Source organism: Streptomyces sp. NPDC005925 (genome assembly GCF_040638805.1).
Classification (GTDB): Bacteria; Actinomycetota; Actinomycetes; order Streptomycetales; family Streptomycetaceae; genus Streptomyces.
The window spans coordinates 345908-359106 of record NZ_JBEXVL010000002.1 but is presented as its reverse complement, the minus strand read 5'-3'; the positions used below and the strand labels follow the sequence as shown (position 1 = coordinate 359106).

Genomic DNA, 13199 nt, shown 5'->3' with positions numbered 1-13199 from the left:
TGCGACTGCGGCTCATACGGGTCCGACCCCTGCGCCGCGGGACGAGTGACGGGATGGGCGGTTGGCCGGATCTCGACTTCGTCGCCGGGCGTTCGCGCGACGGTATCTTGACGCAAGGGTTGCAGCAAGAGGGATGAAAGGAGCGGTAAGGAGTTGCAGGTCTGATTGTTATCCGGCGGGCCGGGGGGTGGAGTTGGCCGCGTGGGGGCACACCCGGCGCCGACAGGGTGCGCCCGCGCCCGCCCGCGCCCGCCCGCGCCGCCCCGGCGGCACGATGGCCCGCAGCCGGAGCGCCTCCGGCTGCGGGCAGACAGCGGTCAGCAGGTCGTCTTGCCCGCGTACACCGCCAGTGCCGTGTTCGACGCCAGGGTCGCCGTCAGCTGTCCCGAGGAGTTCACCGCCACCTGGGTGCCGTTCTGCACGTTGCAGTACGTCCCGGCGGGCAGTGACGTCTGGTACGTCCGGCTCATCGAGGCGCCCTCGTGGTTGATGGCCACGAAGCCCTTGCTGCCCCGGCCGAAGGCGATCGCGTCGCCGCCGTTGTCCCACCAGTTCGTCACGGCCTGCCCCCGCGTGGTGTTGCGGAAGCCGACCATGGACTTGATCTCCGGCCACTCGTGCTGGCACTTCCAGCCGCTCTGCCAGCACGCGTCCACGCGCCCGCCGTTGGGCGGCCCGGCGTCGTGGTCGGAGAACTCGTACCCGGAGTTGACGTCCGGCGCCCCGTACGGCCAGGCCAGCATGAACACGCTGGCCAGCGTGTAGTTCGCGTTGTCCTTGTAGCTGAGCGTGGAGCCGTTGCGCTCGGTGTCGTGGTTGTCGACGAAGACACCCGCGCGGGAGCTGTTCAGGTAGCCCCAGCCCTCGCCGTAGTTCTTCAGGTAGGCGAGGTTCTCGCTGGTGAAGACCCGCTTGAGGTCGTACGCGTACCGGAACTCCTGGACGTCGCCGACGCCCGTGTACTCGGTCGGCTGGACGGCCTCGCCGGCGCCGTAGATGACCTCCTGCTTCCAGTACGCCGACGGGTTGGTCAGCCGCGACTTGATGTTCGCGAGGTCGCCCGCCGCCATGTGCTTGGCCGCGTCGACGCGGAAGCCGTCGACGCCGAGGGAGAGCAGGTCGTTCATGTACTTCGCGATGGCGGAGCGGACGTACTCCTCGCCGGTGTCCAGGTCGGCCAGACCCACCAGTTCGCAGTTCTGGACGTTGGCGCGGTCCTGGTAGTTGGTGATCTGCCCGGTGCAGTTGTCGAAGTCGAAGGAGCTGTACAGGCCGGGATAGTCGTACTTGGTGTACGACGAGCCGCCGGTGCCGGTGCCGCTGCCCGCCGACATGTGGTTGATGACGGTGTCGACGACGACCTTCACACCGGCCCCGTGGCAGGTGTTCACCATGTTCTGGAAGGCGACGCGGTCACCGAGCCGGCCGGCGATGCGGTAGCTGACCGGCTGGTACGACGTCCACCACTGCGAGCCCTGTATGTGCTCGGCGGGCGGCGAGACCTGCACGTACCCGTAGCCGGCCGGGCCGAGGGCGCGGGTGCACTCCTTGGCGACCGACGCGTAGTTCCACTCGAAGAGGACGGCCGTGACGTCCTTCGTGCCGGGCGGCGAGGCCTCCGCGGCAGTCGGGGCCATGACACATGTGGCTGCCGTGAGGGCAAGCGCCCCGGAAAGGATTCTGCGTGCTGCCATGTGGGGTTCCTTCTTCGTCGAAGGCTGGGGGGACGGCCCGGGGAGGCCGTTGGTCACGCTGGGTACCGCTGATGTTTCTTGCTGAAAGTTTCCAGAAACCTTGCGGTGACGCAGATGTTAGGCGCCCGCCGCCTGAAAGGGCAGCGGGCGGTGGGGAATTCGGCGAAAAAACCTGCGAGGGCCTGTCGGCACGGACAACCTGCCCGCGCCGACAGGCCCTCGGCACACACCTCTCCACGGCCGGTTCTCAGCCGTCGGCTCTCAGGGCGACGGCCCCGTACGCCGACTGCGGGCGCCGGGCCTCAGGCCGTCGTGAACCACACCGTCGTGTCCGCGGGCACCTTCGCCTCGCCGTCCACCTCGGCCACCTCTCCACTGGCGAGCAGCACCCGCCCGTACGTCGGCATGGTCACCGACTCCCCCGTGGTGTTGGCGACGCACACGAACTCACCGCGCCGGAAGGCCAGGACGCCCTCGGGTGCCCGCAGCCACTCCACCGCGTCGCCCGCACCCAGGTCGGGCTGCTCCCGGCGCGCGGCCAGCGCGGCCCGGTACAGCTCCAGGGTCGAACCGGCCTCGCCGGTCTGCGCCTCGACGCTCAGCCCGCCCCAGCCCTCGGGCTGCGGCAGCCAGCTCCCGCCGTCGCCGAAGCCGTACGACGAACCGGCGCGGGTCCACGGGATCGGCACGCGGCAGCCGTCGCGGAAGCCGTCCTGGCCGGCGCCGCGGAAGTACGCCGGGTCCTGGCGCACCTCGTCGGGAAGGTCCACGACGTCCGGCAGACCGAGTTCCTCGCCCTGGTAGACGTACGCCGATCCGGGCAGCGCCAGCATCAGGAGCGAGGCGGCGCGGGCGCGGCGCAGGCCGAGTTCGCGGTCGCCGGCCAGCCGGATCTGGGTGCCGAGGCCGGGCGGGTTGGCGAACCGGGTGGCGTGCCGGGTGACGTCGTGGTTGGAGAGCACCCAGGTGGCGGGGGCGCCGACGGGACGCATCGCCTCCAGGGTGCGGTCGATGACGCTGCGCAGTTCCCCGGCGTCCCAGGCGGTGCTGAGGTACTGGAAGTTGAACGCCTGGTGCAGTTCGTCGGGGCGCACGTAGTGGGCGGTGCGCTCGACGGTCGGGGTCCAGGCCTCGGCGACGAAGATCCGCCCGCCCGTCTCCCGGGCCCCCCCGTCCGCGGGGGACCCTTCGGGCCCTTCTTTGCTCCCGGCGTACTCGTCGAGGATCGTGCGCCACTGCCGGTAGATCGCGTGGACGCCGTCCTGGTCGAAGAACGGGGTGACATCGTTGCCCAGCAGTTTGAGCTGTTCCTCGGAGCCGAGGTCGGGGAGTCCCTCGGCCTTGACCAGGCCGTGGGCGACGTCGATGCGGAAGCCGTCGACGCCCATGTCGAGCCAGAAGCGCAGGATGGAGCGGAACTCGTCGCCGACCGCCGGGTGTTCCCAGTTGAAGTCGGGCTGCTCGGGGGCGAACAGGTGCAGGTACCACTCACCGGCCGTGCCGTCCGGTTCGGTGATCCGGGTCCAGGCGGGGCCGCCGAAGATGGACTCCCAGTCGTTGGGCGGCAGTTCGCCGTCCGCGCCCTTGCCGGGGCGGAAGTGGTAGCGCTCGCGCAGCGGCGAGCCGGGGCCTTCGGCGACGGCGCGTTTGAACCATTCGTGCTGGTCGGACGAGTGGTTGGGCACCAGGTCCACGATGATGCGCAGGCCGAGCCCGTGCGCGTCGCGGATCAGCGCGTCGGCGTCGAGGAGGGTGCCGAACATGGGGTCGACGGCCCGGTAGTCGGCGACGTCGTAGCCGGCGTCGGCCTGCGGCGAGGCGTAGAAGGGGCTGAGCCACACGGCGTCCACGCCGAGGTCGCGCAGGTACGGCAGGCGGCGGCGTACGCCTTCCAGATCGCCCATGCCGTCGCCGTTGCTGTCGGCGAAGCTGCGCGGATAGACCTGGTAGATCACCGCGTCCCGCCACCAGTCGCGGTGCCGGGAAACGGTGGCGGTGGCGCTGGGCGTGGGGGTCGTGGAGGTGGTGGCGGCCCGGGCTGCGGAGTGCTGCTGGCTCATGGCGTCCTTGAACGTAACGGCGTCAACATGACGGGGTCTTCGGGTGTGGGGTGCGGGGTGCCGGCCGGGCGGGTCGGCCGGCTGTACCGGCCGGGGTGCCGGCCGGCCGTACGGACGAGGCGGCCGCGGTGCAGCGGGGTCGGACAGAGCACCGCGGCCGCCGCCCGCGCGATCGGGCGCGCGGGGTTCCGGTCACCGGCGTCAGCCCTTGGTGCCGCCGGCGGTCAGGCCGGTCACCAGGTTCTTCTGCACGAGGTAGAAGAACGCGGACACGGGTATGGCGACCAGCACGGCGGTGGCCGCCATGAGGTTGCGCTGCGCGTCGTGCTCGCTGACGAAGCTCTGCAGGCCGACCGCGAAGGTGTACTTCGTGTCGTCGAGCAGGAACGTCGACGCGAAGGCGACCTCGCCGAACGCGGTGATGAAGCTGTAGAAACCGGCGACGGCCAGGCCCGGCTTGGCCAGCGGCAGGATCAGCCGCAGGAAGGTGCCGAACGGGCTGAGTCCGTCGACCCGGCCCGCCTCGTCGATCTCGAACGGGATCGTGTCGAAGTAGCCCTTGAGCAGCCAGGCGCAGTACGGCACCGCGGTGGAGCAGTAGACCAGGATCAGGCCGAGGTAGGTGTCGATGAGCTGGAGTTCCGAGAGGATCTGGTACATCGGCACCATCAGGACGGCGACCGGGAACATCTGGGTGACGAGCAGGACCCACATGAACTTCCGGTACCCGGGGAACCGCATGCGGGACACCGCGTAGCCGGTGGTGGCGGCGATGACGACGCCGATCAGCGTGGTGCCCAGCGACACGACCAGGGTGCTCTTCAGCCAGTCGAAGAAGCTCGTGTTCTGCAGGACGAACGCGTAGTTGTCGAACGTCATCTTGTCCCAGATGCGGCCGGGGTGCAGATAGTCGTCCTTGTCCGGGCCGAGGGACAGGAACACCAGCCAGGCGATGGGGAACAGCGCGACGAGACTCGCGGCGACGAGGACGCCGTGCGAGGCCAGGGTCGCGGCGAGGCTGCTCTCGCCGCGCCGGCGGACCTTGCCCGGCTTCGGGTGCACGGCGCTGTCGCCGGCCGCGGCGGGGGTCTCGAGGGTGGTCGTGCTCATGGGGACTCCTGCCTCAGATCGCGAGCTGCTGGTCATTGCGGTTCAGCCAGCGGCGGTAGAAGGAGGTGAAGACGATCAGGATGGCCAGCAGCAGGATGCCGTAGGCGGCGGACTGGGCGAAGTCGCGCGGCTGCTGCCCGAAGCCCAGCTGGTAGGCCCAGGTCACGAGGATCTGGGCGTCCGGGGCGGAGTTGCCGAACAGCAGGAAGATCACGGCGAACTGGTTGAACGTCCAGATGATGCCGAGCAGGACGACGGTGGAGCTGACGGACCTGAGCCCGGGCAGGGTGACGTAGCGGAACCGCTGCCAGGCGCTCGCGCCGTCCATCTCGGCGGCCTCGTAGAGGGTGGCGTCGATGGACTGCAGGCCGCCGAGCAGGGAGACCATCATGAACGGCACACCGCACCAGGTGTTGACCATGATCGCGGCGAACCGCTGCCAGAAGGTGTCCTCCAGCCACAGCGGCGTCGGCAGGTGCAGGAACTCCAGGGCGGAGTTGATGACGCCGCCGTCCGCGAGCATGAAGCGCCAGCCGAACACGGTGACGAAGGTCGGCACGGCCCACGGCAGGACCAGGACAAGCCGGTACAGGGTGCGGCCGCGCAGCTTCTGGTTGAGCAGCAGGGCGAGGCCGAGGCCGATGGCGTAGTGCAGGGCGACGCAGAGCGCGGTCCACACGATCGTCCACACGAAGTGCGACCAGAACCGGTCGTAGGCCGTCGGGCCCCACAGGATGTCGGCGTAGTTGTCGAAACCGATGAACTTGTACGTGGCCTCGATCTCGTTGACGCCGATGGTGCGGGCCGTGTTCAGGCTGTTGGCGTCGGTGAGCGTCAGGTAGAGGCCGTACGCCAGCGGATACAGCACGAGGACGCCGAGCACGACGGCCACCGGCGCGATCATCGCGTAGGCGTACCAGTACTTCTGGTAGCTGTGCTTGAAGCGCCGGCCCAGCCCGGGCCGCGGCGCACGGTCACCGCTGCGCTTGCCGGTCGCGCGGTCGATGGCGACTGTCATGTTCGACACCTTCTGGAAGTTCTGCGGCACTGAATACGGCACTGAGGGGGTGGCCGGGCAGGCCGACGGCCGCCGGACCCGTCCCGTGGCGGGGGGTTCCGGCGGCCGGCCGGATCACTTGCTGAAGTCCGGTACCAGCTTGGCGATGGCGAGCTCCGCGTTGCTCAGGCCCTTGTCCAGGGACACCTTGCCGCCGGCGATCTTCGGCAGCTCCTTGTCGAGCGGCCCCCACAGGGAGCTGTACTCCGGCAGCGCCGGGCGCGGCTGGGCGGCGGAGAGCACGCCCTGGTAGCCGGCGATGCCCGGGTCGGCGACGACCTTGACGCTGTAGGCGTCCTCGCGGGTGGGCAGCGTGGAGTTCTTCAGCGCGATGGTCTCCTGCGCCTTCATCGAGGTCATGAAGTTCACGAACTTCATCGCGGCCTTCTGGTGCGCCTCGTCGGAGCCGGCGTACACGGCGAGGTTGTGGCCGCCCGTCGGGGCGCCCGCCTTGCCGCTGGAACCGCCCGGGACGGGGACGATGCCGAGGTTCTTCTTGTCCTTGAAGGCGGAACCCTTGTAAAAGTTCGTGATCTCCCACGGGCCCTGGACGATCGCGGCGACCTTGCCGTTGACGAACGCGTCCTGGATGTGCGCGTAGGCGTCCGCGGTGGTGTCGGCCTTGTGCAGGCCCTTGCCGTCGAACAGGCTCAGCCAGGTGCCGTAGGCCTTCTTGGCCGCGGGGGAGGCGACGGTGATCTTCTTGGCGTCGGCGTCGATGGTGTCGGTGTCCTCGCCGTAGAGGAACGACTGCGCGTAGTAGGCCTGGGTGGAGCCCCAGTAGCCGTCGACGCCGGTCTTGCCCTTGATCGCGGCGGCGGCCTTCTTCAGGTCGTCCCAGGTCTTGGGCGCCTCGACGCCGGCCTTCTCGAACAGGGCCTTGTTGTAGACGAGGGCGAGGGTGTCCGTGGTGAACGGCACGCCGTACGTCTTGCCCTCGTACGTGGCCTGCTCGATCAGGCTGGGCTGGAACTTGGCCCGGTCCGCGAGTGCCTCGGTGCCGTCCAGCGGCGCGAAGTAGCCCTTCTTGGCGAAGGCGGGGGTCCAGCCGACCTCGGAGCGCAGGATGTCGGGGGCGCCCTTGGAGCCGGCGGCCGTGTCGAACTTGTTCTGCGCCTGGTCGAAGGGCACGTTGACGTACTTGACCTTGATGCCCTTGTTGGCGGCCTCGAACTCCTTGACCAGGGCCTGGTACGTCGGCGCCTCGTTGGTGGCGTTGGACGTGTCCCACCAGGTGAGGGTGACCGGGCCGTCGGCCTTGTCGCCGCTGTCGCTGTCGCCGCAGGCCGTCGCCGCGAGGGCGAGGGACGCCACCAGCGCGGTGGCCGCTATGCCACGCCGCATGAGATCTCCTTGAGGGTGAAAGCCCGTGTGGTGCAGGGGGACCCGTCTGCCGCTCCTGCTCGACTTGCCGACTGCGTCGTTGCCGCCGCGCCGGGCGACGTGAACGTAACAGCGATGCAATCGTCGCGAAAGACCTTGCAGAAAAAAAGTGCAAGGCCTGTCGAGAGTTATGCCACCGTGACCTGTCCGCCTTCCGCGTGCAACCTGTATACGGGCCGTACGGCGGCCCGGCGAGGGGTTGTGCAAGACTCTGCAAGCACTTGCCATCCGTTACCGCCGGGGGAATCATCCGTTGCGGAACCGGACGCCGACCACGACACGAGGGATCGCGATGACGCAGCAACCCGCGGCGCGGCGCCGCTCACCGGCGCGCACCAGGCGTCCGGTCGGTGTGCAGGGCGGCATACGCCCGCTACAGTCCGGTGCTGTGACCACACGGCTTGCCGACATCGCCGCCCAGGCGGGCGTGAGCGAAGCGACCGTCAGCCGCGTCCTCAACGGAAAGCCGGGCGTCGCCGCCACCACCCGCCAGTCCGTGCTCGCCGCTCTCGACGTCCTCGGCTACGAACGCCCGGTGCGGCTGCGCCAGCGCAGTGAGGGCCTGGTCGGTCTGATCACCCCGGAGCTGGAGAACCCCATCTTCCCCGCCCTGGCCCAGGTCATCGGGCAGGCGCTGACCCGGCAGGGCTACACGCCGGTGCTGGCCACGCAGACCCCCGGCGGGTCGACGGAGGACGAGCTGACGGAGATGCTCGTGGACCGCGGCGTCGCCGGCATCATCTACGTCTCCGGACTGCACGCGGACACCACGGCCGACATGCAGCGCTACGAGCGACTGCGCGCCCAGGGCGTGCCGTTCGTGCTGGTGGACGGCTTCTCCCCGAAGGTGCAGGCGCCGTTCATCTCCCCCGACGACCGCGCGGCGATGGCGCTGGCGGTCACGCACCTGGCCTCCCTCGGCCACACCCGCATCGGGCTGGCCCTGGGCCCCAAGCGTTTCGTGCCCGTGCAGCGCAAGATCGAGGGCTTCGTGCGTACGGTGCGGGAGCAGCTGGGCCTTGCCGCGCAGACGGTGGAGACCGAGCTGGTGCAGCACTCGCTGTACACGCTGGAGGGCGGCCAGGCCGCCGCGGCGGCGCTGATGGACCGGGACTGCACGGCGGTGGTCTGCGCCAGCGACATGATGGCGCTCGGCGCGATCAGGGCGGCGCGGCAGCGGGGCCTGGAGGTCCCGAAGGACATATCCGTGGTCGGTTTCGACGACTCCCCGCTGATCGCGTTCACCGACCCGCCCCTGACGACGGTCCGCAAGCCGGTCCCGGCGATGGGCCAGGCCGCGGTGCGCACGCTGCTGGAGGAGATCGGCGGTACGCCCGCCCCGCACAGCGAGTTCGTTTTCATGCCGGAACTGGTGGTGCGCGGCTCGACCGCGTCGGCCCCCGGCTCCCGGTGACCGCGGTCGCCCCCGGCCCCTGACGCGCGGGGCGCGGCCCGGACGGGCGGAGGGTGGCGGTCCGCCGGCGGGCCGTCCGCGTCGCCCGCGCCCGGCGGGTCCGCCGCGGGCCCGTCCGGGCGCCTGATCCCGCGGTCCGCCCGCCGGGCCCCCGGTCCGACCTCCGCGGCGCGCCGACGGCGCGGCCGGTCGCCCTGGTCTCCCGCACGGCCGGAGCGTCCGACGGCTCCCAGCCCTTCCCGCCCGGCAGCGTGCGCCCGCTCGGCCGTTCGGGCGTCCTCGTCGGCACGGCGGGGCGCGGAGCGGGTGTCTCCGGGCGAGGTCCGCCGACACATCCGGGCGTGGAGCGGGGGGCCTCCGGGTGAGGCGGACCGCCGCCGCGTCGCCCCTCCCCGGGAATCCGGGCAGCGGCCCCCGGAGAACATGCGTCCCGGCACCGACCGGAGGATCATCGGTCGGGAAGGACCCGTCTGACACACTCTGTCCCTATGGGTGAGACACCGTGACGACTCTGGAAGGCCGCGAACGGGCCATTCCGGCCCCCGTCGCGGACGACGCGGACCAGGCCGCCCCGCGCCGCCCGCGCGCCCCGCGACAGCCCCGTCTCTGGCTGGAGACCCTGCTGATCGCGGTGAGTTACTGGACGTATTCGCTCATCCGCAACGCCGTCCCCGAGCAGCGGGACCAGGCACTGCGCAACGCCGACGGGATCTGGCGGTTCGAGCACCAACTGGGCCTCGCCGTCGAGCAGTCCGTCAACGAAACCACGAACTCGGTGACCTGGCTGATCGTCGGTATGAACTACTACTACGCCACGCTGCACTTCGTGGTGACGCTGGGCGTCCTGGTGTGGCTGTACCGCGCCCACCCGGGCCGCTATGCGGCGGCCCGGCTGGTGCTGTTCTCGACCACGGGCGCCGCCCTGGCCGGTTACTACCTGTACCCGCTCGCGCCGCCCCGCCTGATGGACGGGGGCCGCTTCGTCGACACGGTCATGGTCCACCAGACCTGGGGTTCCATGGCGTCCGGCGATCTGAAGAACATGTCGAACCAGTACGCCGCGATGCCGTCGATGCACATCGGCTGGTCCCTGTGGTGCGGCCTGACGATCTTCGCGCTGGCCACGGTCCCCTGGGCGCGCGTCCTGGGCCTGCTCTACCCGGCGGCCACGCTGGTGGTGATCGTCGCCACGGCGAACCACTTCTGGCTGGACGCGGTGGGCGGCGCGCTGTGCCTGGCGTTCGGCTTCGCGCTGGCCGCCCTCTGCTACCGGACGACGCCGTACGCGCTGCCGAGGATGCCGGAGGTGCCGAGGGCCCGTGCGCGGAGGACGACGGCGACGCGAACGCCCCCGCCGGACTCGCCCCCGCGACCGCGACGGCGCGGTCAGGTGCCGTAGAACAGCTCCTCCACGACCGCGCGGGCCCGGCGGGTGGTGCGGCGGTACGCGTCCAGCATGTCGCCCGCGTGGCCGGGGCCATAACCCAGGTAACGGCCCACCGCGGACAGTTCCCGGCTCTCCGAGGGGAACGTGTCGCCGGCCCGGCCCCGCACCAGCATCACCGCGTTGCGCACCCGGGTCGCCAGCACCCACGCCTCGTCCAGCGTGGCCGCGTCGTCCACCGTGATCAGCCCGGCCTCGTGCGCCGCGGCCAGCGCCCGCCGGGTGCGGGTGGTGCGCAGCCCCGGCACCTCGGCGCCGTGCCGCAACTGCATGAGCTGCACGGTCCACTCCACGTCGGACAGCCCGCCGGGGCCCAGCTTGGTGTGCAGCTTGGGGTCGGCGCCGCGCGGCATCCGCTCCCTCTCCATGCGGGCCTTCAGCCGCCGGATGTCCCGTACGGCCTCGTCCCCCAGCCCGTCGGCCGGGTACCGCAGCGGGTCGACCAGCTCGATGAACCGGCGTCCCAGGTCCTCGTCCCCGGCGACCGCCTCGGCCCGCAGCAGCGCGTGCGACTCCCACACCAGCGACCAGCGCCGGTAGTACGCCCCGTACGACTTCAGGGTCCGCACCAGCGGCCCCGACCTGCCCTCGGGGCGCAGGTCGGCGTCGATCAGCAGCGGCGGGTCCGAGCTGGGCAGTTGCAGCAGGCGGCGCATCTCGGAGACGACCTTGTTGGCGGCGTCGGCGGCCTCCCGCTCCCCGACGCCGTCGCGGGGCTCGTGCACGAACAGCACATCGGCGTCGGAGCCGTAACCCAGCTCGTGGCCACCGAAGCGGCCCATCGCGATGATCGCGAACCGGGTCGGCAGGGTGTCGCCCCAGCCGCCCCGCACCACGGCCCGCAGCGTGCCGGCGAGCGTCGCCGCCGTCAGATCGGACACCGCGCCGCCGACGAGGTCCACGAGGGCGCCCTGGTCGGCCTCGACGGGCTGCGCCTCCGTGCCGTAGGAGCCCACGATGTCGGCCGCCGCCGTGCGGAACAGCTCACGGCGCCGCACGCCGCGCGCCGCCGTGACGCCCTGGGCGGAGTCGTCCGCCCGCCGGACCGCCGCGAGGACCTCCTGCTCCAGGTGGGCTCGGCCGCGCGGTCCCAGGCCGCCGAGCCCGCCGGTGCCGCCGTCGCCGAGCAGCGCCACGGCCTCCGGGGCCCGCATCAGCAGGTCGGGGGCGAGCCGCCCGGCCGACAGCACGCGCGCGAGGTTCTCCGCCGCCGCGCCCTCGTCGCGCAGCAGCCGCAGGTACCAGGGCGTCCTGCCGAGCGCGTCGGAGACCTTGCGGAAGTTCAGCAGGCCGGCGTCCGGGTCGGCGGAGTCCGCGAACCAGCCCAGCAGCACCGGCAGCAGCGTGCGCTGGATGGCCGCCTTGCGGCTGACACCGGAGGCCAGCGCCTCCAGGTGGCGCAGCGCGGAGGCGGGGTCGGCGTAGCCGAGGGCGACGAGGCGTTCCCGGGCGGCCTGGGTGGACAGGCGGGCCTCGCCGGGGGCGAGCTGGGCGACGGCGTCGAGCAGCGGCCGGTAGAACAGTTTCTCGTGCAGGCGGCGTACGGCGCCCGCGTGCCGCTTCCATTCGCGGTTCAGGCCGGAGACCGGGTCGGTGCGCAGGCCCAGCGAGCGTCCGATGCGGCGCAGGTCGGCGTCGTCCTCGGGCACCAGGTGGGTGCGGCGCAGCCGGAACAGCTGGATGCGGTGCTCCATGGAGCGCAGCAGGCGGTACGCCGCGTCGAGCTGGGCGGCGTCGGCACGGCCCACGTAGCCGCCCGCCGCCAGCGCGTTCAGCGCGGACAGCGTCGTACCGCTCCTGAGGGACGCGTCCGCGCGCCCGTGCACGAGCTGGAGGAGCTGCACGGCGAACTCGACGTCCCGCAGCCCGCCGGGGCCGAGCTTCAGCTGCCGGTCCACCTCGGCGACGGGGATGTTCTCCACCACCCTGCGGCGCATCTTCTGCACGTCGGCGACGAAGTTCTCCCGCTCGGCGGCCTGCCACACGAGGGGTTCGAGGGCGGCGACGTACTGCTCGCCGAGGCCGAGGTCGCCGGCGACGGGGCGGGCCTTGAGGAGCGCCTGGAACTCCCAGGTCTTCGCCCAGCGCCGGTAGTAGGCGACGTGGCTGCTGAGGGTGCGCACGAGCGGGCCGTTCCTGCCCTCGGGGCGCAGGTTGGCGTCCACGGGCCAGATGGAACCCTCGACGGTCGTCTCGGAGCAGATCCGCATCAGGTGCGAGGCGAGCCGGGTCGCGGCGCGCAGCGCCTTGTCCTCGTCGGCGGAGTCGACGGCCTCCCCCACGAAGATCACGTCGACGTCGGAGACGTAGTTCAGTTCACGGCCGCCGCACTTGCCCATCGCGATCACCGCGAGCCGGCACAGCGCCGCGTCCTCGGGGGCGGCGGCCCGCGCGAGGCTGAGGGCGGCGCGCAGCGTGGCGGTGGCGAGGTCGGCGAGTTCGGCGGCGGTCTCGGAGACGTCGATGGTGCCGCACACGTCCCGGGCGGCGATGGACAGCAGACAGCGCCGGTAGGCGACGCGCAGCGCGACGGGATCACCGGCCCCGGCCAGGCCGCGCTCGAACTCGTCCACTCCCGGGTGCAGGTCGCGCGACTCGTACATCACGAGCGCCCGCCAGTCGTCGGCGTGCCGGGCCAGGTGGTCGGCGAGCGCGGCGGACGCGCCGAGGACCCCGAGGAGCCGGTCGCGCAACGGCTTGGCGGCCGTCACCGTGTCGAGCAGCTCACGGCGCGCGGTGGCGTCCGGCTGCGCCTCCAGCAGTCGTACGAAGCCCTGCAGGGCGAGGTCCGGGTCGGCGGTGGCGCCGAGGGCGTCCAGCAGGACGGGGTCGTCGCGCAGCGGCGCGAGCTCGACGCCGTCCAGGAGGTGCTCGGCGGCGGAGGCATCGGTGAAGCCGTGCCGCAGCAGCCGCGTGAAGGTACTGCTCCTGCGCCCCGGCGCCGTCATCCCGGCCTCCTGCCCTGCGTCGATGCGGTACGGGTCGAGCCTAACGGCAGGGCCGGGGCGCGGCGGGCGCGCAGCCACGAGGTGGCGGC

8 protein-coding genes are annotated in these 13199 nt (G+C 71.6%); 2 read left to right on the top strand and 6 right to left on the bottom strand.

What is annotated here, in order from left to right; genetic code table 11:
• Window positions 1-317 precede the first annotated feature (317 nt).
• From ABZ354_RS04330 to ABZ354_RS04310, 5 genes are all read right to left on the bottom strand, one after another.
• Complete coding sequence (locus ABZ354_RS04330) at window positions 318-1694, bottom strand: alpha-amylase family protein (protein WP_358652773.1); 1377 nt, start codon at window positions 1692-1694, stop codon at window positions 318-320.
• Window positions 1695-1996: 302 nt separating this feature from the next.
• Window positions 1997-3754, bottom strand: a complete 1758-nt coding sequence (locus tag ABZ354_RS04325; protein ID WP_358652771.1) for a glycoside hydrolase family 13 protein — start codon at window positions 3752-3754, stop codon at window positions 1997-1999.
• 201 nt (window positions 3755-3955) lie between these two features.
• Complete coding sequence (locus tag ABZ354_RS04320) at window positions 3956-4864, bottom strand: ABC transporter permease subunit (protein WP_358652769.1); 909 nt, start codon at window positions 4862-4864, stop codon at window positions 3956-3958.
• 13 nt (window positions 4865-4877) lie between these two features.
• Window positions 4878-5882: a sugar ABC transporter permease gene (locus ABZ354_RS04315; protein ID WP_358652767.1), complete on the bottom strand. Its 1005-nt coding sequence runs from the start codon at window positions 5880-5882 to the stop codon at window positions 4878-4880.
• A 114-nt stretch (window positions 5883-5996) separates the two neighbouring features.
• Entirely contained in the window at window positions 5997-7265 is a 1269-nt protein-coding gene (locus ABZ354_RS04310) for an extracellular solute-binding protein (RefSeq protein WP_358652765.1), read from the bottom strand.
• A gap of 427 nt (window positions 7266-7692) precedes the next feature.
• On the opposite strand from ABZ354_RS04310, the gene ABZ354_RS04305 reads away from it, so the two are divergent.
• Together ABZ354_RS04305 and ABZ354_RS04300 are read left to right on the top strand one after the other, a co-directional pair.
• Window positions 7693-8718 (top strand): LacI family DNA-binding transcriptional regulator, encoded by a 1026-nt coding sequence (locus ABZ354_RS04305; protein WP_358652763.1) that lies wholly within the window; start codon window positions 7693-7695, stop codon window positions 8716-8718.
• A gap of 532 nt (window positions 8719-9250) precedes the next feature.
• Window positions 9251-10117, top strand: coding sequence for a phosphatase PAP2 family protein (locus tag ABZ354_RS04300; RefSeq protein ID WP_358653151.1), 867 nt, complete (start codon window positions 9251-9253; stop codon window positions 10115-10117).
• Here ABZ354_RS04300 and ABZ354_RS04295 read toward each other — a convergent pair.
• Window positions 10105-13110 (bottom strand): bifunctional [glutamine synthetase] adenylyltransferase/[glutamine synthetase]-adenylyl-L-tyrosine phosphorylase, encoded by a 3006-nt coding sequence (locus tag ABZ354_RS04295; protein WP_358652761.1) that lies wholly within the window; start codon window positions 13108-13110, stop codon window positions 10105-10107. The two genes, ABZ354_RS04300 and ABZ354_RS04295, sit on opposite strands and share 13 nt — an antisense overlap.
• Window positions 13111-13199: the final 89 nt, after the last annotated feature.